This is a genomic window from Bacillus sp. AFS017336, assembly GCF_002555445.1.
Classification (GTDB): Bacteria; Bacillota; Bacilli; order Bacillales; family Bacillaceae_G; genus Gottfriedia.
On the sequence record NZ_NUCO01000003.1, the window covers coordinates 213,188 to 234,804 of the forward strand.

At 30.5% G+C, this 21,617-nt stretch carries 29 protein-coding genes and 2 pseudogenes; 27 read left to right on the top strand and 4 right to left on the bottom strand.

Going from position 1 to position 21,617, the window contains the following annotated elements:
* Nucleotides 1-67: 67 nt before the first annotated feature.
* The 15 genes and pseudogenes from CN601_RS01580 (at nucleotide 68) to CN601_RS01645 (ending at nucleotide 8,740) form a co-directional block, all read left to right on the top strand.
* Nucleotides 68-907 carry a hypothetical protein gene (locus tag CN601_RS01580; RefSeq protein ID WP_098169779.1) on the top strand — a complete coding sequence of 280 codons (840 nt, stop codon included), beginning with the start codon at nucleotides 68-70 and terminating at the stop codon, nucleotides 905-907.
* A gap of 168 nt (nucleotides 908-1,075) precedes the next feature.
* Nucleotides 1,076-1,384: a hypothetical protein gene (locus tag CN601_RS01585; RefSeq protein ID WP_098121228.1), complete on the top strand. Its 309-nt coding sequence runs from the start codon at nucleotides 1,076-1,078 to the stop codon at nucleotides 1,382-1,384.
* A gap of 91 nt (nucleotides 1,385-1,475) precedes the next feature.
* Nucleotides 1,476-1,871 carry a hypothetical protein gene (locus tag CN601_RS01590; protein ID WP_179865390.1) on the top strand — a complete coding sequence of 132 codons (396 nt, stop codon included), beginning with the start codon at nucleotides 1,476-1,478 and terminating at the stop codon, nucleotides 1,869-1,871.
* 392 nt (nucleotides 1,872-2,263) lie between these two features.
* A complete protein-coding gene (locus CN601_RS26730) occupies nucleotides 2,264-2,422 on the top strand; it encodes a hypothetical protein (RefSeq protein ID WP_167395904.1) in 159 nt (52 codons plus the stop codon).
* 266 nt (nucleotides 2,423-2,688) lie between these two features.
* Nucleotides 2,689-2,943 (top strand): annotated as a pseudogene (locus tag CN601_RS27970) (CPCC family cysteine-rich protein); the annotation flags it as partial.
* A gap of 258 nt (nucleotides 2,944-3,201) precedes the next feature.
* Entirely contained in the window at nucleotides 3,202-3,660 is a 459-nt protein-coding gene (locus CN601_RS01600) for a hypothetical protein (protein WP_098121231.1), read from the top strand.
* Between the two features lie 399 nt (nucleotides 3,661-4,059).
* Nucleotides 4,060-4,266 (top strand): hypothetical protein, encoded by a 207-nt coding sequence (locus tag CN601_RS01605; protein ID WP_142317287.1) that lies wholly within the window; start codon nucleotides 4,060-4,062, stop codon nucleotides 4,264-4,266.
* Between the two features lie 37 nt (nucleotides 4,267-4,303).
* Entirely contained in the window at nucleotides 4,304-4,672 is a 369-nt protein-coding gene (locus tag CN601_RS01610) for a hypothetical protein (RefSeq protein ID WP_098169781.1), read from the top strand.
* Between the two features lie 23 nt (nucleotides 4,673-4,695).
* On the top strand, nucleotides 4,696-5,085 hold the full coding sequence (locus CN601_RS01615; RefSeq protein ID WP_098121233.1) for a hypothetical protein: 390 nt from the start codon (nucleotides 4,696-4,698) through the stop codon (nucleotides 5,083-5,085).
* A gap of 384 nt (nucleotides 5,086-5,469) precedes the next feature.
* Nucleotides 5,470-5,790, top strand: coding sequence for a hypothetical protein (locus tag CN601_RS01620; RefSeq protein ID WP_098121234.1), 321 nt, complete (start codon nucleotides 5,470-5,472; stop codon nucleotides 5,788-5,790).
* Nucleotides 5,791-5,936: 146 nt separating this feature from the next.
* Nucleotides 5,937-6,170 (top strand): CPCC family cysteine-rich protein, encoded by a 234-nt coding sequence (locus tag CN601_RS01625; protein WP_098121235.1) that lies wholly within the window; start codon nucleotides 5,937-5,939, stop codon nucleotides 6,168-6,170.
* Nucleotides 6,171-6,496: 326 nt separating this feature from the next.
* On the top strand, nucleotides 6,497-6,982 hold the full coding sequence (locus tag CN601_RS01630; RefSeq protein ID WP_142317288.1) for a hypothetical protein: 486 nt from the start codon (nucleotides 6,497-6,499) through the stop codon (nucleotides 6,980-6,982).
* Between the two features lie 145 nt (nucleotides 6,983-7,127).
* Nucleotides 7,128-7,628: a DUF3916 domain-containing protein gene (locus CN601_RS01635; RefSeq protein ID WP_257131575.1), complete on the top strand. Its 501-nt coding sequence runs from the start codon at nucleotides 7,128-7,130 to the stop codon at nucleotides 7,626-7,628.
* A gap of 405 nt (nucleotides 7,629-8,033) precedes the next feature.
* Nucleotides 8,034-8,372 carry a hypothetical protein gene (locus CN601_RS01640; RefSeq protein ID WP_098121239.1) on the top strand — a complete coding sequence of 113 codons (339 nt, stop codon included), beginning with the start codon at nucleotides 8,034-8,036 and terminating at the stop codon, nucleotides 8,370-8,372.
* A gap of 50 nt (nucleotides 8,373-8,422) precedes the next feature.
* Nucleotides 8,423-8,740 (top strand): hypothetical protein, encoded by a 318-nt coding sequence (locus tag CN601_RS01645; RefSeq protein WP_098121240.1) that lies wholly within the window; start codon nucleotides 8,423-8,425, stop codon nucleotides 8,738-8,740.
* 202 nt (nucleotides 8,741-8,942) lie between these two features.
* Here the strand turns inward: CN601_RS01645 and CN601_RS01650 are convergent, their stop codons facing one another.
* On the bottom strand, nucleotides 8,943-9,794 hold the full coding sequence (locus CN601_RS01650; protein ID WP_098169783.1) for a hypothetical protein: 852 nt from the start codon (nucleotides 9,792-9,794) through the stop codon (nucleotides 8,943-8,945).
* A gap of 252 nt (nucleotides 9,795-10,046) precedes the next feature.
* Here CN601_RS01650 and CN601_RS01655 point away from each other — a divergent pair, with 252 nt between their 5' ends.
* Nucleotides 10,047-10,454, top strand: coding sequence for a MarR family winged helix-turn-helix transcriptional regulator (locus CN601_RS01655; RefSeq protein WP_179865391.1), 408 nt, complete (start codon nucleotides 10,047-10,049; stop codon nucleotides 10,452-10,454).
* Nucleotides 10,455-10,479: 25 nt separating this feature from the next.
* Nucleotides 10,480-11,442 carry an aldo/keto reductase gene (locus CN601_RS01660; RefSeq protein WP_098169784.1) on the top strand — a complete coding sequence of 321 codons (963 nt, stop codon included), beginning with the start codon at nucleotides 10,480-10,482 and terminating at the stop codon, nucleotides 11,440-11,442.
* A 218-nt stretch (nucleotides 11,443-11,660) separates the two neighbouring features.
* On the opposite strand, the gene CN601_RS01665 is transcribed toward CN601_RS01660, so the two are convergent.
* Nucleotides 11,661-12,548 (bottom strand): LysR family transcriptional regulator, encoded by an 888-nt coding sequence (locus tag CN601_RS01665; protein WP_098169785.1) that lies wholly within the window; start codon nucleotides 12,546-12,548, stop codon nucleotides 11,661-11,663.
* 123 nt (nucleotides 12,549-12,671) lie between these two features.
* Between CN601_RS01665 and CN601_RS01670 the strand changes: the two genes are divergently transcribed.
* Nucleotides 12,672-13,334, top strand: a complete 663-nt coding sequence (locus CN601_RS01670) for an O-methyltransferase (protein ID WP_179865392.1) — start codon at nucleotides 12,672-12,674, stop codon at nucleotides 13,332-13,334.
* A gap of 149 nt (nucleotides 13,335-13,483) precedes the next feature.
* Here the strand turns inward: CN601_RS01670 and CN601_RS01675 are convergent, their stop codons facing one another.
* Both CN601_RS01675 and CN601_RS01680 read right to left on the bottom strand, forming a co-directional pair.
* On the bottom strand, nucleotides 13,484-13,951 hold the full coding sequence (locus CN601_RS01675) for a hypothetical protein (protein ID WP_098121245.1): 468 nt from the start codon (nucleotides 13,949-13,951) through the stop codon (nucleotides 13,484-13,486).
* A 173-nt stretch (nucleotides 13,952-14,124) separates the two neighbouring features.
* Entirely contained in the window at nucleotides 14,125-15,009 is an 885-nt protein-coding gene (locus CN601_RS01680; RefSeq protein ID WP_098169787.1) for a LysR family transcriptional regulator, read from the bottom strand.
* A gap of 155 nt (nucleotides 15,010-15,164) precedes the next feature.
* On the opposite strand from CN601_RS01680, the pseudogene CN601_RS01685 reads away from it, so the two are divergent.
* The 9 genes and pseudogenes from CN601_RS01685 (at nucleotide 15,165) to CN601_RS01720 (ending at nucleotide 21,533) form a co-directional block, all read left to right on the top strand.
* Nucleotides 15,165-16,072 (top strand): annotated as a pseudogene (locus CN601_RS01685) (DMT family transporter).
* Between the two features lie 1,059 nt (nucleotides 16,073-17,131).
* Nucleotides 17,132-17,659 (top strand): orotate phosphoribosyltransferase, encoded by a 528-nt coding sequence (gene pyrE / locus CN601_RS01690; protein ID WP_098169788.1) that lies wholly within the window; start codon nucleotides 17,132-17,134, stop codon nucleotides 17,657-17,659.
* Nucleotides 17,660-17,683: 24 nt separating this feature from the next.
* A complete protein-coding gene (locus CN601_RS01695) occupies nucleotides 17,684-18,031 on the top strand; it encodes a DUF6054 family protein (protein ID WP_098169789.1) in 348 nt (115 codons plus the stop codon).
* Nucleotides 18,032-18,295: 264 nt separating this feature from the next.
* Complete coding sequence (locus CN601_RS27330) at nucleotides 18,296-18,427, top strand: hypothetical protein (RefSeq protein WP_257131576.1); 132 nt, start codon at nucleotides 18,296-18,298, stop codon at nucleotides 18,425-18,427.
* Nucleotides 18,428-18,524: 97 nt separating this feature from the next.
* Nucleotides 18,525-18,728 (top strand): hypothetical protein, encoded by a 204-nt coding sequence (locus tag CN601_RS01700; RefSeq protein ID WP_098169790.1) that lies wholly within the window; start codon nucleotides 18,525-18,527, stop codon nucleotides 18,726-18,728.
* A gap of 104 nt (nucleotides 18,729-18,832) precedes the next feature.
* The gene (locus tag CN601_RS01705; protein WP_257131577.1) at nucleotides 18,833-19,429 is read left to right on the top strand and encodes a hypothetical protein; all 597 of its coding nucleotides are present in this window, start codon (nucleotides 18,833-18,835) and stop codon (nucleotides 19,427-19,429) included.
* 22 nt (nucleotides 19,430-19,451) lie between these two features.
* Nucleotides 19,452-19,943: a hypothetical protein gene (locus CN601_RS01710; RefSeq protein WP_098169791.1), complete on the top strand. Its 492-nt coding sequence runs from the start codon at nucleotides 19,452-19,454 to the stop codon at nucleotides 19,941-19,943.
* A 91-nt stretch (nucleotides 19,944-20,034) separates the two neighbouring features.
* Complete coding sequence (locus CN601_RS01715) at nucleotides 20,035-20,511, top strand: GNAT family N-acetyltransferase (RefSeq protein WP_098169792.1); 477 nt, start codon at nucleotides 20,035-20,037, stop codon at nucleotides 20,509-20,511.
* A gap of 245 nt (nucleotides 20,512-20,756) precedes the next feature.
* On the top strand, nucleotides 20,757-21,533 hold the full coding sequence (locus tag CN601_RS01720) for a DUF7683 domain-containing protein (protein WP_098169793.1): 777 nt from the start codon (nucleotides 20,757-20,759) through the stop codon (nucleotides 21,531-21,533).
* The last annotated feature ends 84 nt before the right edge of the window (nucleotides 21,534-21,617 follow it).

Below are 21,617 nucleotides of genomic sequence, written 5' to 3' on the forward strand. Positions count from 1 at the left end.
CAAGTAAATGGCATATTAGTTGAATAGAAATGTTATAATTTTAATTTAAGAATAGTAGGATGCTAATATGAAAAAAGTAAGTAAATTAGTACTAATCATTTTATTAATTGTGTCTACCCTAATATTTAGTGGTTGTAGCAATTCTAAAACAAATTCTCATTCCAATTTTTCTAAAGAGGTTTTAAGGAAACCAATCAAAGAATATTTAATTGAGAATTATGGAATAACAGAGAATTTTAAAATATTGTCAACAACGAACGATTCAGTTAATGGTTTAGACCATAATACCTTTATTGAATTAAAAAAACCATATCTAGCATATATAAATCTAATTATTGAACGGAATTCGCTAGACGTTATAGAAGGAAATGATAGTGCTAGTGATAATATATATTTTGAGTTGTTTAAAGGTGCTTATATTGAACAACATCCTGAAGTAACCGATTTTTCCAATCATTTAATTAATAAATTTGGACTAGCAAAAAGGTCTGACGAACCATATTTTCATAAAAAAAGAAACTATTATTATTACTTAAACGTAAATATGAATGAATCTCAAGAGCAAAATCTTGTAGAAGATTTTAAAAAAACACGTCTGATTGATACAAATAAAATTTTACCTGCAATAGGGCTAAGCAAACCTAGAGAAAACATTTTCCATATCGGTACTATTAATTTTAATTATCAATTCGATTTAAATAAGAATAAAAATAAAGTTCCAAAGGCAGATGAACTAATGGAAGAATACAAAAATAGTAAAGTTTTATCAGAAGGCATTTATGGAATTACAATTGAAACAATTAACGGGGATATCTGGAAAGAGGATGAACTTAATAGTAATGTCCTTTTTAAGGTAAATGCCTCAGGGGAGTACTCCATCATTCCGACACCTAAAGAATTGCAATAAGTTTAATTAAAAATGAATTTTAATAAGAGTTTAAATGAATTCTTATTCAACTAACGCATTAAGTTTGTCGAAGATCCAGAGCTGCATTTATGCAGCTTTTTATTTTGTCAATTACATCTACTAGGCACTATTAGAAAAGGTATATAATTAATATTTGGGGGTGAGTGTTTGAAGTCAATAAGTATAAAAACATTGTTTTTATGTTTGCCTTTTATAATTAGTATTTTAACTATATTTATAGTTGGAGTTGATGAAGTTGTTAATTTCGTCGGGGGATTAATTCTCTTTTCCGCTTTCGCTGGAGGAGTACCTTTTTTTGTAGCCTGTTTACCTTATGCTTTGGTTTTTTATTTAATCAAGAAGGGAATTAAGGTTTCTCGTTTTATTACAATAATTTCTTTTATTCTAACAATTGTTGCTTTGTTATTGTTCTTATTTGGTATGGAAACGTATTACGGACCTTTTTATGAATATTAAATAAAGTACATAATTAAATTTTAACGCCTATACAACGAACGCATGCTTTCGTTGAATAAAAGATTTTTAAAATATAAGAAAAGTGGTATTAATGATGATAAATAAAATGGATATTGCTTGTCATTTATACGGTAATAATTTTTCGCCTAATAAAGTAGAACAATTAACTGGTCTTACTCTTATGAATAAGATTGAAATTGGGGACATAAGAACAAAAGGAGTATACAAAGATAAACCTTCTCCTTATGGTGATTGGGTATTATATCCACCTGAAAAACACAAACAAATAGACGATTACGGATTGCTATGGCTTGCGGAGAATTTGTCCAAGCATATCGAACTAATTAAAAAGTGCGGAGCAGAGAATATCGACTTGGTAATTGGAGTGTTTTATGAAGGGCAGTGTAATTTTGTTTTAGATCCAAAGGCTATTAATACTATTGGAGGAATAGGAATTCCTTTACAAATAAGTTGTTACGATATTTAATGAACAAATGTATGCATGAGTTGAATAGAAGCTGCCAAATGAAGCGGTTTTTTCTTGTTCAACAAAATGGAAGATTAGTTCAATAAGACATACCGAAAACATGTTATACTTAATAATAATTATTATTATTAAAATATTTTGTATGGATTAACTTGGAGAAAAAATGAAGAAAAAAAATAATAACTCAAATTTATACTTATGGCTCGGGATATTAGCATTTGTCATGTGTGTTCTTACATATTTAATTAACCAAAAAGCAGCTTCGATATATTTTATAGTTCTTTTAATTGTTGATGTCATAATGTTTTTTAGTAAAAAAAAGAATCAATCGAAGTAATATTTACAAGAAATATTTATAGTTTTTATGAACTAACGCATGCGGGGGTCAAATGATGGATAACCAATATTTCGTAGGTTGGGGTACATTGGCATTGATAAATGCTGCACTAGCTCAAGGGAAGAATAGAACGGGGTTAAATTGGTTTTTACTTTCTCTTGTATTAGGTCCATTAGCAACACTAATTTTGTTATTTGTTGAAAAGAGACAGTAACACTACATATTCACAATAATTGATATAAGTTATTATAGCGAGAAGCGTGAAAAGAGAGAAAATAGTTTTTTGTTGAACTAACGGGGCTTTAATAAAAACTTAAGTCGATCATAGATCTGCTTATTTTTTGATTGGTGATGTTGTACAACTAACACATGCGATTCTTCAATAGAAGATCGCTTTTTTTATTCAACAAAATGGCAGATTAGTGGAATAAGGAATGTTAAGATAAAGCTATAAAAACAATTAGAAATTAGGTGCGAACGATGAAAATGTATACTTGTTCATGTTGTGGTTTTAAAACACTTTCAGAAGGAGAAGGTAGTTTTGAAATCTGCAATGTTTGTTCTTGGGAAGAAGATAATGTAATGGAAGATAAGCCAGATAGTTGGGGTGGCGCTAATAGTGTGTGTTTAAGGCAGGCACAGAGAAACTTTATTTCATTTGGGGCAAGTGAGAAAAGATTAAAACGTAGAGTGGTTAATGGGAGTTTTGAGAAAGATCCTTTGTGGAAACCTGTATGGGAAAAAGAAGCGACACTTAATGAAGACGAATTTATTAATTTAAAAATTGAAGGAATAATTTTAAAGAATGGTTTCCAACAATCTGTGGATATGAATGAATTTTTAGATAGATTTGAGGATTTTCTTGAAAGCAATGGTTGGGGTTTTGGTGGGGACACAAATCAAATACGGAAACAAAAATATAAAGAGTAGGTATATCATTAAATATCTTTAGTTCAATAGCTATTATCTTGTAAATCATTAAGGAGTTAACATATGTACATTTGGAATATAAAGGGACTCGTTCAAGCTTTAAAAGAAGAGAGTATGTCCAGTAAGGCACAAAGATACCAAAAAATAATAGGTATTTCTTTATTCGCAATATTTTCTTTTCCGTTATTATTGTTAACTGAAACTTTTAACATCTTAGATATTATTGATTTGATTAGCTATCTGGTTATCAATCTAATTGGAATTTATATAGCATATAAAATAAATCATCAAGGGGATGAGAAGGAATTTGTATTTCGCTATTTTAGTTTGTACCTTCCACTCACACTCCGATTTTTTGTCCTAATCGCGGTTATTATGACTGTTGGTTATTTAGTTCTACCTTATATTGATCCTTCAATTTCCTTGGATGAGACCGACTGGTTCGATTTAGTTACTTCTGTTGGAACAGAAATATATTTTAATGTCTTAATGATCAAATATATAAAAATGATAAATAAGTAGTTAGTTTCTACGGTGTATCTATCAATTAATCTATGATTAGCCTATTAAACTAGCATATGCATTAGTTGAACTACTAGAGTTGCTTTAGCAGCTCTATTTTTATTCAACAAAATGGCAGTTTAGTTGAACAAGGAAAGAAGCTTTCCAGTGGAGAATTATTTATTGGATGTATAGATCACTTCATGTGTTTAAGGAGGGTAACCTTGTAACACAACCCGGAATTAAGTTTATAATACTTCAGGTAATTTAGGTGTTAAGATTAGTCATACTATGGACGGTCATTCAACAGGAGTACTTACTTTCTATATTTCTGATAGATGAAAGGCATTTCAAAAAACAAAGTAAAAATGCCTTGCTTTTAGATTTATAAGTTTATTGTAATTAATATAAGGAGGATAAGTGATGATTAGCAAACAATTAAGAATGATATTGACTTTAATCATAGTTTTTCTATGCCTAATAGTATTAGGCGTTGCCACTTATTACGGTGGACCAACAATAGATAAAAGTCAAAGTCATCCGGATGGGAACAATAAACGAAATATCTTAAAAACAATTAAATCCCTAGATAGTCGGCAACAGTCCATCGAAATTATTAAATATTAAAATATTAGATTTTAAAGATAGACGATATGTTGCTTATTTGCATGATGATATACCTGCTTATGTATTCTTTTCAAAAGATGAACTTGGAAATTACAATGTAGGCGAAGCTGAATTTGGGTATATTGGTATTCAACCTCAAAATAAACTTAAATACAACATTTTAGTTTATCCACTATTCAGAGAATCTAAAGATGGAGAGCTTGTGCAACTTGTTATAAGTAACCACAAAAACATTGCAACGAAACTAAGTGTTAGTCTTCAAAACGCAGCCTTTGGTGGTACAGAAAATGAAATTAACGTAGGTAAAGCTACTGCTGGTATACTCACTTCGCATGAAACATCTAGTTCGTATGAATTACTTTATAGATATTACGATGCAAATGGAAAACAATTATTTGACCAATAATCATTACAAGGGAGTAGGTACAAATGAATTTTTTAAAAGCTTACTTTTCATCATTTTTCATTTATCTTATTCTAATAATCGGTATTTCTATACCTAATCTTATCGATTCAGATGGAGTATTTAACAACGCGGAATTTGTGGGTTCAACCGGTTCATATGCTATATTCGGATTAATTTTTGTATTAGGTGGATGTGCTATAGGTGAAGGTTTATTCCTTATCTTTAATAAGTCTGCTAAATATTATTATTTCGTGTTGTTAGGATTGTTATATGGTGTATTGATCCTTAAAAAGTTATTCCACGAACCACTTTATGGGAGTTATGATTATAATCTATTTTCATTCGAAATTTTATCAATTACTACAATAGGATCAATGGTGTTTTTTCTGGTTAGAAGTAAACAATTTGATTAAACGAGAATAGAAGGACAGAACATTGTGTTCTCTCCTTTTGTCATGCCCTTAGCAAAGCTAGCCGAGCTCCTCATAGATAAAATCTACTCAACTCTCCTAAAAGATTCCCCCGCAGACTGCTTAACATTATCTATTGAAATTACAAGATATTGCAAAGGTTGAAGCATTGGCAAAAATTAAGGAAGATAAACAAACATGGCATCAAGAGTATCTTGAGTAAAAATAATCTTATGTAACTAATGCATGCGTATGTTGAACTCCACGATCGGCTGAAAAGTCGTTTTTTTTGTTCAGCTAAATGGCAGTTTTGTTGAACAAGGACATGTTATACTATTAGTAATATTTTTAAACACCAAGAGGAAGTAGAAACGGAGCATATTCTTAATGGATAAAAAAACTACGACAAATAAATATTTACCTTATTTCTTTTCCTATTTACTTGTTTATCCCTGTAGCTTTCCTTTAGTCGTAATTATTGGTTTAGCAACAGCAAGTCTTAGCGAAAGTAAAGCAAATGTGGTTTCTTATATTATTTGCGCTTTAGTAACAATCGTAGGTGCTATTATTTTGAATTCATATTTTAAGAATTCCCTGAAATTGACGAGGAATAATAAACAAACTTGGTCAATTTTTATATCACATTTAATCTTAATTCCATTAACTATATTTATGTATTACTGGGTTACATGGAACTTTTTTAATTAATGAAAATAGCGTATTTGTTATGCAATTAACGCATGCATATGTTGAACTACACAATCGGCTGAAAAGTCGATTTTTTTGTTCAGCTAAATGACAGTTCAGTTCAATAAATATGATATGATAAGCCAATATTGATAGGGGGATTTCAAATGAAAAAATTGTATCCTTGTCCATGTTGTGGTAATAAGACTCTTGAGGAAGAGGAACGTGAAAGTTATGAGATATGTCAAGTATGTTTTTGGGAAGATGATATAGTTCAAAATGAAGACGAAGAATATGAAGGTGGAGCTAATAAGTTATCTTTAAAGCAGGCCAAGGAAAACTTTAAAAAATACCGTGTTAGTGATTTACGGTTTACTGATAAAGTTAAATCCAAAATGTAAAAGATAATTATCTTAAAGTTTCAAATGTTTGTTACTAATAATTTGGGGAACAGAGGATTATATTGCCATCAAAAATAAGAATTTGCAAACTGTTAGTGTTCAATGTGACGATGTCTATTAATTTATTGAGCTATGCAACTAAACGAATGCATTAGTTGAACAACATGAGTTACTTTGGTAGCTCTATTTTTATTCTACAAAATGACAGTATAGTTCAATAAGAGAAAAGAATATTTCACTATTGTGTATCAATTAAGGCCAAATTAATTGGTATAATCATATAGAATTAATTTTAATTAAAATACAATTTAATAAAGGGGTTAAATATGACTAAAATGAATTTACCATATGGAATAACAGGGGGATATTACATGCCTGGAGAGGACCCTGAGCCACCCTCAATAAATAAGTTCGATTTTTATGAAAGATGTAAAAAAATAGCATTAAAAAAACATGTTAAATATGAGATATTAAGAGATTTAGAAGAAGATTATAAAAACTTCTATGCAGTAAAGTTTTTCTTTCAACCTAAACCTATATATGTAGTTGTAAATGTAGCACATCCATTTGTAGCATTCTGTCTTTCTGATGAAAACGGTAAATTTGGAAACTCATTCCCATTGGATTTTATCGACTTTGAAGAGTTGGCAGAAGATTTTTCGGGTTATACAGTTATGAAAGTAATAGAATTGAACAAGCAATTTAATATAGAAGAACATGAGGAGTTAAGAAATGTTCGTACTATTAAAGAACAAGTAAAATATTGGGGCCCAATAACAATTGGTGATGTAATGTTTAATTATTGGGATTAATGTTGGTATAGCCTTTAAATTTCGAATAAATCAATTTAAATATAGTTTTTTCTTATTCAACTAAAGCAATGCGATAGTTCAACAACAATATAACAGTAAAGTGAGTGAATATATATTAATGAAAGGTAGAAAAAAGATAAGAGGTTTGAAAAGAAGAATTAATCAATTCAAAAAAGAACTAAGTAATTTGGCATTAGTATTCCCAGATGTACCTTTTAATGGATATTGGGAATTGCATCTACCAGGCAACGGTTCAGAATGGTTAAACTCAGTAAAAACCCCATTAAAAGTTCAAAAACAATGTATTCAAGAATTGATTGATAAAACTGATTATCTAATAAAAAATAAACCTGATGATCGACAAGATTTAAGGGTATTATTAATGCTTGATTTTCATTACTGGTATTCTTCAAAAATCGAAATATGTTCAGTAGATGAAAACTATAAAGGTTTTTCTCCAGAAAGAGAAGATGAATATACTAAATGGGTTGAAATGAAAAGTAATAGGAATTTAGTTGATGAATTGGGATTAGTTATTCCTAACGGTTTAAAAGTAACTGGAATTAAAGAAGAAATAAAAGATAAAGAATTAGTAGATGAAGATATTTTTGGAGGCGAGATTTGGTTTATACATGAAATTAAATAAAAATCTTATGCAACTAACGCAGTGCATTAGTTGAACAACAAGATCGGCTATTTAGTCGATTTTTTTATTCAACAAAATGGCAGGTTAGTTCAATAAGAGCTTTCAAAAAACAACGAAATAAATTCCAATTTATGGTAAAATAAATTAATCCAGTAATTAATTTTTGGAGGTTCTATCTATGAAAAATAACAAAAATTTAATATTAGTTTTTATATTTGGTATCTTAATTGGTATTTTAATAGGCTATTTTGGTATTCCATTGTTAAGCCATTATATTTTCCACTAATGCAACTAACGCATGCACTAGTTATAAAAATGGGAACTGAATGAATCAGTTTCTATTTTTAATTCTGATATAATATTAATAGGTTCGTAAATACATATTGATATCTTGGGGGAAATAATTTGGAAAAAGCTATTAGAAAAGGTCTCATTTATGGCTTTTTGTTTGGTATAGCAATTGCTATTTTATTTATTAAACATTATGAAATTACCACAACATTTGAAGGAAATGAGATTATTTATTTAAACAAATTTGATTACTTAATATTAATTTTAAAGCGTGGCATTGTTGGTTCATTTTTTGGAGCCATTCTAGCTTTTATTATTTTTAAACTCAATGATTCATTAAAACTGAGTAAAAAAATGAAATTTGCTGCCATTGTATTTGGCATATGCGTAGTTGGGCCAGTTATACAATATTTAGTTTCTTTAAGATTAAATGAATTATCGCTGTTCAACTAGAGCATTCGTAAGTTAGAGATTATAGTTTAACCTTATTGAAGGGACTTAAAATGAAAAAGAAAATTAGTGTAAGTTGGTTAATAGTATTATTATTTATTTTTTATTTAATATCGACTTTTGTAGGTGGTTCAACTTTTGAGGATTTTTTAGCAAGGAATAAAAACATTCATTCTGATCGAACTAACCATACAGAAGGATGGACAGGTCCGAATAACGAAAAACTTGATTGGGACTCAAGCGAAGAGCTTTATAGAATTATTTATGTAAGTTATGATTATACCTTTATTAAACCAAATAAAAAAATAATGGAAGTATCTGCAATTAAAATTTTTGGAATTTGGATAGATACTACTAAAAGTAAACAGTAATAAAAAGAGATTAAAAATGAAATAAATTACTTATTGAACTAACGCATATCTTAGTTCAATAAGACTTCCTAAAGTTGTCTAATTAGACAACTTTTTTAGTTCAAACATCAGCATTTAAAAAAGAGGCAACTAAAAATTGCCTCTTTTTAAATGTGCAGAAAAATCATTATCAAGTAATTCCTCAGAGCCTGTAACTAAACAACTAATTAATTCTTGAAAGTAAAGGATCAATATTCACTTTCCATGGAGATAGAGGTGACGTTCTTACCAATGTAAAAGTAATATTGGTTCTAACCCGACCTTTATTTTCTATAAAGAGATTAAGCTCAACTGGTATTTCAGATGCAATAGAGTTTGTTTCTACTTCCCTTGTTTGTGGTGAAGTCCACTGTATAGCATCTATTTTTTCAATTTTCTTAAGTTCTTCTTTGAAATTTTTTTGATCACTTATGGCAATTTTTTTTATCAAACCTTTATCTCCGTTTTTAATCGTAAATAATATTACATTTAGCATTTGGGAAGGTGAGAGGTTATTCGTATATTCAACAAACTTCCCAGCAGCTTTAAGGACCATCAGATGATGAGATAAGTCTGATTTTCCTGTCTTATGTGTTGAGCTTCCCATAAAATGAATGCAAAAGTGACCAGGGAAACCGTTAGGAAGAGAACCTGCTCCATGTGGCATTCCGTGCATGGATGCAGGGATTAGGTTGTCTTGAGCTAAAATTAATACAGCCCTCCTGCGCCAACTCCATTCCCCACCGTATATTTCCTTCATTATCCTAGTATCTTCCCTTGTTAATGGCTGAACATCTGCATGTCTACTACCAGCTCTGCGTTGTACATTAAAGCTCTTTCCACTTTCTACATCGATTACAGTGAACAATGAGTATTTTGGGATTATTTTGTTGACAGCTTCCCAATCTTGAATTTCTATATGAAAGCTAATTGGGCAATGGACTGTTTCGTCTGTTGTAGCAACCATAGCGTATGTAATTTCTGTAGAGAAAAATAATGCAAGTGACAAAATGACAATAAAAAAAGCTTTTTTCACAGCTATAAGTCAACTCCGATATCTAATAATTGAATACATCTATTTTGTCTAATTTTTTAGATAAAATAGCTATAAAAAAATTGGGAATATAAGGGATTATTCGTTTTGAAGAAGCTATTCATAACTAGGGATACTACTTTCTTTTACCAAAAGTGTTGACTAATCAACAACGAATCTATACAATAGGTGTTGATTAGTCAACAGTTAAAATTGGTGGTGATTACAATCGAAACAGAAACGATGCATTTCATTATGCTGAACAGTAAGATTTTTAGAAATACCCAAATTTATTTAGATAAAGTTATCAAAAAGTACGAACTTAGTAGTGGCTCATTTTTATATTTAATTTCTTTAGAAAAAAATGAGGGAATTAGTCAAAATAAACTGAGTGAAGAAATCGGACACGATAAGGCAATGTCAGCAAGGACGATTAAAAAACTAATCGACTTAGGATATGTATATAAGGAACAACATGAAAGTAATAGTAGGGCTTATCGGTTGTATTTAACGGAAAAAGCTAAAGATATTTTGCCTGAAATTCATGAAAAAATTCAGGAAATGGTGACTTTATTTACTGAAGAATTAACTGAGGAAGAATTGCTTATTACGATGAGATCTTTAAAAAAGATATTTAATAGTACAAACAAATTTCGAGAGTAGAGATGAGGAAGCGGAGGAATTTAAAATGACTTATAAAAATAATGGCTTAGAACTTCATAAAATTGGATTAGGTTGTGGCGGGATGATCAAAGACGAAAATAAGTCTGAAAATATCGCTACCATCCATGAAGCACTTGATTTCGGAATTAATCATTTAAATACAGCAGACTTTTACGGTTTTGGAAAAAGTGAATCTGTGATTGGTGAAGCGCTTAAGGGCCAAAAAAGAGAGAATGCTTTTGTTTCTCTTAAGTTTGGTGTATTGGCTGAACCAAATGGAGCATTCTATGGATTAGATGTTAGACCATTATCAATCAAAAACTATTTAACGTATTCACTTAAAAGATTAAATTTAGACTATATTGACCTTTACCAACCAGCGCGAATTGATTTAGGTATTCCTGTAGAAGAAACGATCGGAGAAATTTCTGACTTGGTTAAAGCGGGCTATGTAAAAAATATTGGAATTACGCAAGTTGATGCAGAGACATTAAGAAGAGCAAATTCTGTTCATCCGATAAGCTTCATCGAGACGGAATATTCGCTTTTCAATAGAAGTATGGAAAAAGAAATTTTACCAACTGCACGGGAGCTTGGCGTGGGTGTAGTAGCATTTGGCGCGCTTGCTCATGGACTGCTTAGTGGTACTTTCTCAAAAACCAATTCAAAATCATATATCCCGATGTTTGCTGAAGGAAATATAGACAAAAATCTTGAACTTGTAGAACAATTACGCAAAATTGCTGATGAGAAAAACGTCACAATCCCGCAGTTGGCACTTGCATGGCTATCATCAAAAGGTGATGACATTATCACTTTAGTTGGTGCATCAAGACGTACTACTCTTAGAGATTCTCTAAAGTCTGTAGACATTAAATTAAGTGCCGAAGATATAGCAAGAATTGAAAAAGCAATACCTGAAGACCAAATCGCTGGAAGTAGCTTTCCAAAAATGGAATTTAAAAATGGGGTAAGATTTAACTCATAATATCAAGCACACCAAAAGTTTATTTTAGTAAACAATTGGTGTGCTTTTTTGTTGTTCAAGATTTTATTATATTAAAAGCAGCTGCAGCTTTTGGTCTAGCCAAACTGATGCGAAAATAGTAATCATTAGTGGCCGACCTTTCATTGCAATTTTCAATTCGAGCGATGCAATTTATTTTGAAAAATTGCAAACAAAAAAAGGGATTTATATTCTTCAACTCACAGACTATTTTTAACAATTTCTATGAATTTTTCCACAAGTAAGCTATGCTTCTCAGCTTTTCTTGTCCAAATAGCGATTTTATTTTTTATATGTATATCCTGTACATACACTCGTGCCAATTGTCCATTATCTACATACTCACTAACAGCGAGAGATGAAATAAAACTTGCGCCATATCCAGCCATTACGGAACGAATTGTTTCATTAATCCCACTAAATTGAAGGGAGATTTTTGGTGGACTTACTTGGTGAGTTTGACATAAAGAAAAAAGTTGATCCCTCATCGAACTTCCTTCTTCACGCATAATAAATGATTCTTTAACCATCTCGACTAATGAGATAGTTTTATTAGCAAACGGATGAGTAGGAGATACAACGAACCAAAGTTCATCTTCAAATAAATCTTCCCACGTTACTTCTTCTGGTCTTTCCGATACCCCACCACCATAAATTGCAATATCGGCTTTATAATGTATGAGTTGCTCAAATGCATCTTTCGTATTAGCGGTTGTAATGACTAAATTTACATCTTCATTTGCACTTTTAAACGTAGCTGCCCATTTAGGAATTAAAAAATTTGCAGGGAGATACGTAGCAACAATTTTAATTGTTCCTTTCTTGGCAAGTCTATAATCCTCAATAAATGATTCAATATTCTCTTCAAGAGTAACAAGATTTTTTGCTTTTTCTGCTAATGCGATCCCGAATTCAGTTAATACAACTCCTCGACCTTGTTGCTTAAATAAAGGAACGCCAATTTCATGTTCAAACTTTTTAATTTGGCTAGAAACTGCAGGTTGACTAATACGCAACAATTTAGCTGCCTTTGTGAAACTACCTGTGAGTGCTACTTGATAAAATAATTTTAACCCATGTATATTCATCATTTCACCTCTACCTATAACTTAAAGTTATGGATAAATAAAAATTATATATTTTTATTATGATTTATTTTATTATACACTTTTGTTAGAAGAATTAGAAAATATAGAAAAGAGGTTACCATTATGATGAATGATGTTTGGAAAGATGTAGATGAATATTTTATAGATAAACTAATACCATCTGATGCAACACTTGAAGGAGTATTGAAAGCCAATAAAGAGGCTGGTATTCCAGAAATTGATGTCTCACCAACACAAGGTAAACTTCTATACCTATTAGCGAAAATTAAAGGAGCTAAAAACATATTAGAAATCGGTACCCTAGGTGGATATAGTAGTATATGGCTCGCACGCGCACTCCCTGAAACTGGTAAAGTATACACACTTGAAATTGAACCGGAGTATGCAAAAATAGCTAAAAAAAATATTGAGAACGCTGGTTGTACGAGCAAAGTCGAAGTCATAGTAGGAAAAGCATTAGAAACTTTGCCTACCCTTAAAGAAAAAGGAAAATCTTTTGACTTAATTTTTATTGATGCAGACAAACCAAATAATCCCCATTACATAAAATGGGCATTAGAATTAGCAAATAATGGGGCACTAATCATCAGCGATAATGTCGTTCGAAATGGTGAAGTTATTGACGAAAATAGTGAGGATGACCGAGTCCAAGGTGTACGTAAATTTATGGAACTATTAGAAAATGAACCTCGTATTGAATCTACGGCTATACAAACAGTTGGTACTAAAGGGTACGATGGTTTTGTGATCAGTATCGTAAAATAAAGTAAAAGGCTGTGTCACTATTTATTTTGATACAGCCTTTTACGATTTACTTTAATGTCCTATGATCCCCGAAGCAGTCGATTGTTATACAACTAAAGAACTAGAAACGCCTGAGCAGTCCTTGATTGAGCAACAAATCCTTATTTTAGTTACAATAAATCAAAATTTTTAGTAATAGTGAAAGAGCTACTTAATTCCTTTATCAATTTCTCAAAATCTTTCATTAATAGATTATCAATGTAAATAACAACTTCTTCCTCAGAATGCATTGCTAAGATAAATTTTTCACTAATAACATATGCTCTTTCTATTTCTTCAACTTTTATTTCTTTTCTTGAACTAAATATACCTTGATGATGGATCGTGAGTATATTATTCTCTAAATTCAAATAATCAATAGAATTAAGTCTGATAAAAAATAAAGATTTTGGAATAAATAACAAAAAAAGAATCATGATCGGTATTAAAGGTATTAAGAAGAAAAGATATGTATAACGGAATACATCCCAATTTGCATATACCAAAAATACTATGAGTAAGAAAAATATAAAAATACTTGATAAAATACTATATCCAACCAACTTTGCTTTTGAATGTTGTTTGTATTTTAGTTTCAAAATTTTTCCCTCTTTCTAAAACCAAAATTGAAATAGAATAATAGTAGTATATTCGCTAGATTCTTTATAAACTCCTTTCAGATAATCTACTATTTACTTCAATAAAAAAATCGACTTTTCAGCCGATTTTCTAGTTATACTAAAGAACTGACTTTTCATAAGCATCATGTGATTTAATCAGACTGTTCAATTGTTAATCTTCTATAGGATAAATATTCTAAAAATCTCTTGGCTGCAAGTGACAGTGATTTTTCCTCTCGCATAGCAACCCCAATATTTCGAAAGGCAGGTACTTCTAGCTCTTTCGATATTACTTTGTAAGGGATACGTTGTAAAATTAATTCTGGTAAAATACTAATGCCTAAACCATTTTCTATCATAGATAAGATCGCATAATCATCCCATGTTGTAAAATGTATTAAAGGTGATATTTGATTTTTTTCAAAAATTTCCGATATATCTGCTTTTCCTCCTTTTTCTAGTAACATAAATGGACTGTTCTCTAATTCGCTGAGTGGAAACTTGTCACAATTAGCAAGTGGATGGTCTTTAGGAATTACTGCAAGCAAACGATCTTCCTCCACAAAAATTGTTTCAATTTCTACTTTTGTCGGTAACCTTAAAAATCCAAAGTCAACACGTCCTTCTACAATCCAGTTTTCAATTTCAGAATAATCGCCTAAAAGGAGTTCAAAATCAATATTTGGATAATCCTTTTTAAAGAATTTAATCATATTGGGTAACCAATGAGTTGCCACGCTTGAAAAAGTTCCGATCCGGATCATTCCTGATTTCATATCATGCAAGTCTTCAACCTGCATACGTAAAATTTCATGTTCATTACAGATACGTTCTAACTGAGGCAATAATTTTAAACCATCAGATGTTAAAGTAATCCCTGTACGTCCTCTTTCAAAAAGAGTAATTTCCCATTCAGCTTCTAAATCGCTAATCATACGACTGATGCCAGACTGAGTATAATTTAATGCATCAGCAGCTCCTGTAAAACTTCCATGCTCAACAGCTTTGACAAATGCCATATATTTTTGGATATTCATAACTCGACCTCCTTATCATTCGATTTTGTCATAGATAACATGATAAACATTCAATTTTGTAATATATATAATTATGCTATGCTAACCCTATTCAAAATTCAAGTTTGAAAGGGATGGGGTAGTGATGATTATGGGGAAAGTACTTGGATTGACCGATGAAATCTAAAATACAGTTTATATTATCAATGATTATTTTTGGCACAATAGGTTTAGTTGTAAAATCTATTGATCTATCTTCAAGTGAGACGGCTTTACTAAGTAGTTCAATCGGATGTGTATTTTAATGTTTGTATTTTTTGTGATGAAAAAAAGTATTCCGTGGAAATTAGTAAAAGCAAGTGCTTCCATCATATTGCTTTCTGCAATTGCACTAGGTGGAAATTGGATTTTCCTCTATAAATCATACGACTATACGACAGTCACAAATGCAACATTAGCGTACTACTTTGCACCAGTATTTGTTATGATTCTCTCACCTGTAATCCTTAAAGAACAATTATCTATCAAAAAGGTTATTTGCATTGGCGTTGCAATAGTAGGGATGATAATGATTGTTGGAAACGGTATAAGTGCATCTGGAAAAGGCGATCTACTTGGAATCTTTTTTGGATTAGTTGCAGCAGCATTTTATGCTGCATTAATGTTATTGAATAAATTTATTCAACACATAGCCAAGTTAGAGATTACAATCATCCAACTTGGAATAACTGCGATACTTCTTTTGCCTTATGTACTGTTTACGGAGGGATTTGGCATTTTAGAAGTACCAAGATCATCTATACTCTTTATTATCCTATTAGGCATTATTAACACCGGAGTTGGATTTTGGTTATTTTTCTCGGGGATGCAAAATTTAAAGGGGCAGAGCATTGCTATGTTAAGCTATGTCGATCCATTTGTAGCTATATTGATTTCAGGGGTTATCTTACAAGAACAAATGACTGTTGTTCAAATGATTGGTGGGGCATTACTACTAGGTTCTACATTTGTTAGCGAATATCAATCAAAGAAATTTTCTAGACTACAAATGAGTAAAACAGCTGAATTAATTAATAAACAGTGAGAAGCATTCATTTCTCACTGTTTTGTATTTTATGTGTTTTAATACAGCACATGGTTATGCATTGAATCATGTAAATTCATTCTAGATTTTATGTAACTAACGCACGGTGTTAGCATAATAATAGTTACCTATGTAGTTGTGATATGTAAAAGGATTGTGCTGCAACTAAAATTATAATTATCGATAAGACAAAGAAGGCAATTGACCGACTTTTCTTTTTTAAAATATATTGCTCTATTCCCGATAAAAACATAGATAACGCAAGGGTTGTTCCTATAAGACCAGAATAGAAAAAATTAACTGGATATGATTTTAAAGAAAAAATAAAAAATACTGTGATTAGAATTCCCAATATCATTTGAGTAATTACGATAGTCTTTACCCTGTTCTTGAAAAAACGATTGCTAAATGTCATTTAACGCAATCCCTTCTATCTGAATAAAAAATATGTCTGTGTCTATACAATCATGCTATGTAACTAATGCGTCCAATAAACTATGAAATATAATTTTTAAAATTAATGTCTATAGATAAAAATGAAAATCAAAAATACTGGAAACATCAAAGCACTGATCCATTTTGGAAATGGCACATTAAATTTACCTAATATTTTTCTAGTATGATCCTCACACAATACAGCTAGATTTACCATTAAAAAACACAGTAATAAGAATAATTTAAAAGAAATCTTCATATGCGAAAGCAACAAAAAAAATATCAAAAGGAAAGTCATCTCAGTCAGGAATTCAGCTAAATCATATTTTCTAACATTATTTTTAAAAAGCCATTTTATATATTTCTTTAATAACGACAGATCTAATCCCTCCATAAATTTATATTTATTTATACATTAAAATGTAAAAGTTAATGTAAATGAAAAGAAAAATAAATAATATTGTTCATTACTCAATTATATATCAACTTCATTAACTGTAACTTGGGAAAATTTCGTCTTTTTCACTTCAACTAAAATAGGATAATTTGCTTTTGAAACTTAGACAGAAGAATCGCTAAAATTAAATGAAAGTAAATGTTTTAACTTTTAAGGGGGACTCAATATTGGATAAAGCTCAATTAGCGCAGGAAATTTACAACATTGCCCATTTAACAGGTGAATTTACATTAAGGTCGGGATTAGTATCGAATGAGTATTTTGATAAATATTTGTTTGAATCGAATCCGAAACTTTTAAAAGAAATAGCTGAGCAACTATCAAGTTATATACCTGAAGGAACTGAGGTATTGGCAGGTTTAGAGATGGGTGGGATTCCGATTGCTACTGCTTTATCTCTAAAAACGAGAATTCCAGTAGTGTTTGTACGAAAAGAAGCTAAAGCCTATGGAACTTGTAAACTTGCAGAAGGTGCCGATATACAAGGTAAGAAGGTTTGTATTATAGAAGATGTAGTCACAACTGGAGGACAGATTAAACTTAGTGCTGAAGATTTAAAACAAGTTGGTGCAAATGTAACAGATGTTCTATGTGTAATTGATCGCCAACAAAATGGGAAAGAAAATTTATACGAAGCGGGTTTAATTCTTCATTCATTACTAACGATGGATGACTTGGTCACTGTTTCAAATTAAATCTTATATATAGGAGGAAACACGATGAAACATTACTTAGAATTCACCGTAAATGTAAAGCCAGATGAAGCGGCTAAATTTATTTTGGAAGACTCAGATTTAACATCTAATTTGATTTTTCAGGATCGTAAAGTAGCTGGTGAGAAAGAAATTGTAATTCTAGTATTCGAGAAATTCTTTTTTAGGAATAATAGTACCGCAACTTTAACCGTTACAATTGATGACTTTAGTAGTGTGACATATGTGAAATGTATTTCCTCTGGTAATGGAGAAGGATTATTTGATTTTGGTTGGGGAGCAGGAAAAAGTTTCATTAGACCAATTAAAGAAATATTGGAAGATCATATTCTGGACATCATTGAAGATAATTAATTTTAAAGGACTGTTTAAATGCAGTCTTTTTACTATACCTATTATCGTACGGAAGTTAATTTTTAATATATATTAGGCTGAAAATAAGCCAACTTAGTATTAGAGGGTATTTGAATAGTATTGTAGAAGTCATCTTATTAGGGAAATCAAAATCTCATTTTTCGAGTAAGGAGTAGTAATATGCTTAAATCCAAAGTAGGAGTTTTAGTCTTTTCAGTCCTTATACTTTTCGCACTATACTTAATCATTAATCAGTCACATTAATTGAAAGGAAATAAAGAAAAAAATATTAAATTCAAAAATATGCCTAAACGAAAAGACAGTGGATTTGAATTTAATTATGAATACTTTGATAAAAATGGTAAGCAAATTTCAGAAGAAGGTTTAGAGGAATAACAAAATTGGAAAAAAATGTATCCATTTGTTTGAGGACAAGATAAACTACATATACATACACAAGCATCTTTGATCGTTAGAAAAGAGGCGAATGTTCTTGGAACAATTAAAAAGAAGTTATAAAGTTTCAATTTTAATTTTAATCGCTATAAGTATTGGATTCTTAGCAACTTTTGTGGAGAATCATATACTACACACAATATTAGTAGCAGTAATTTCCTTTATCGGATTAGTAGTAGCAGGTCTGCTATATACTTCAATTGAAAAGGGAATAGATCAATTAAATAAATCAACTAATTAGTTTGCTTGCAAAATCAAGACTTGTGTATGTAGGAAGAACATTATTGTTCTTCCTTTTGATGCGTTTTTAATAGAATGAAAGCCTATAAAAGTGAGGAAGGTTTAATGAAGTTGAAGAAAAATTTCTTATTAATATTATCAATTATTAGTAGTATAATCGTTATCATTTTTGAATTTACACAGTGGCACATAGAGGACATTTTAACAGTATTTCTAATGCCTTTTGTTTTGTTAATTGTATTTGGATTTTTTTTATTTGTTACAGTTATCAGTTTCATCGTCTTATTTCAAAATAAGAATTGGAAGCCGGTAGTAGTACAAATTATTACTATTTTATTATTAATTTTCGTACCTTTTAATCAAATCGTTTTAAACGCAGCATTTAAAGAACATAAATCTGAAAGAGAAAAAGTAGTGAAGATGGTATCGAATGGATCACTAAAGCCCAATGTCTCATATAACAAAACGCTAATCCACCTTCCAAAGAAATATGCTCCGCTATCTAAAGGTGGTGGAGATATCGTAGTTGAAGGAGATGGGAATAATATAAAAATCTTATTCTATACTTTTCGAGGCGTACTAGACAATTTCTCTGGATTTGTCTATTCTCCACATGCGAAGCCGTCCTTAAATGATTTTGGCGGTGACTTTAAACAAATTGAAAAGTTAGATAAAGATTGGTATTTTGTGGGGTCATATTAAAAATCGGAGGAATAGTTGTAGCATGAAAACTACTAAAATATTTGTCATATTTTTTGCGATCATTATGATTGGAATAGGTATTTTTATTTATCAAAAATCGAATTCATATCCAATATCAAAAACGAATGAAAATAAAGTAGAAAAAATAAGTTCTTCTTTACTGCTTGTAAAAGCTGATTTAAAACAGTTAAATAAATCAAATGAAAAAGAGAAATTGGCACAAAAAGCGATGGAAGATTTAGGGAAGTTAGATGAATTACTAGAGAATTTCAAATTTAAAAAGACCCCTGATAAAGGTCTGATATTATGGATTAATTATGCTTTTGCTTCTAAAGATGCCTATATAATGGATGTGATGAATGCAAGTAATAGTGACTCGAAGGGAAATGGAGAATTTGCTAAACAAACATTAGATTACTTAAATAAGGGTCTAAAAGAAATGAAAAATAAACATGAAAAAGCGTATAAATACTTCAAAAGGAACGGTTACTTTAAAGGCTTTTATAATGAATAGAATGATCAATGAAACTAAAAAGTTTGTCTTGAATTCTTTAGGATAAGATAATATTTAAGTGAAATGATAAACAACTGAAGAGGTGAGAAGCATGGAGATTCATATTCGAAATGCTAAAAATGAGGATTACGATTCATTATTATCTTTATTTAGACAAGTTCATGATTTGCACGTTTTGGAGAGACCTGACCTATACAAAGAGAACTCGACTCCAGTAGGGGAAGAGGATTTTCATCATCAACTGAAAGATGAGCAACAACATATCTATGTGGCCATTTTAGGAGCGGAAATAGTAGGAGTGGCAGTATTAAAGGAAGAAGAAGTACATGAAAATTCATTTGTTAATGCGAGAAAGATTCTACTTGTAAATAGTTTATGTGTTGATGATGCGAAAAGGAAAATGGGAATCGGAAGGAAGCTTATGCAATTTGTATTTAATTTCGCTAAGGAATTGAATGTTGATAGCATTGAGTTAGGAGTTTCTGAGAGTAATCAAAATGCAATCCATTTTTATGAGTCAATTGGAATGGCGACGAAAAATAGGAAAATGGAGTTTCGAATAAATTAAGTCAAAAGACAGACCAAATCGCAAATTACAGGTCTGTCTATTTTTATTGTTAAAATAAGACTATTGTTGAGTTTTGATTAGATCTAGCATTAAAAATAATGCGCCTTCTGATTAACCTGCTATTTTTATAGTGAAAATGAATGATAAATATATAAGATTTTATTTAAAGTAGTAATAATATATTAAACTTAAAAAATTTAATATTAATGATACTATTTAATAAAGATGAATTGAGGAGGAGCAAGTTGACTAATCAAATAAATTATCAGTGGCGCGTTACAAAGTACAATCCTGATTTTAGAAATGAAGATGGTTCCTATTCCCTAACAGAAGAGTGGACTTGTCTTTCTGAAATTGGAAAAATCATTTATGGGAAAGAATTTACATTAGATGAATATCTTCAAGTTGAAGCTGCCTATGTTGAAACTATTATTAATTTCTTAGAGGAAAGTGGTATTAACTCATTGCGAATTTTAAAGCTATCAATCTTGAATATTTCTGAAGAAGATAAGAAATCTTCTTTATACGAAACAGAGTTTGACGAATTGATACTTAATGAAGATATGGTGGTAAATATTGGCGAGATACGCCTGATTTGTAAAATGGTTTTACGAAATTTCCTAGGTTGTGAGTTGTATTTAAAGGACAAATTTTTTGTGCATTTTGGTTGGGATTACTATATGTATATTGGTTCGTATGTTGATTGTTTATCGGCTATGCAATATGCTCAAAATAATAGACTGTTTGCAGAACGAATTCAACAATCACCTTATTATTTCACTGAAGAAGAAACGACTAGGATGATTGAATGGAATGAAATTGATGATGAAATAATCGTGGGAGACGAAGAACTTACAGGTATTTCTCTCGATGAGTATCGTAGAATTTTTAATTTATCGACCAATCATCCCGTTATTGGAACTTTTGAAATTAATCAAGATCAGATGGGATTTTTCCAAAAATATTTGAAGCATCAAATGGATTTTAATAAGTATAAGTATCAATTTTGGGGTGGATATTGAGACCATTTAAAAAGAGGAAGCATATTCACTTCCTCTTTTACTACATTTAGCAATTTAATATGAAGACGTTAAATTAAAACGGCA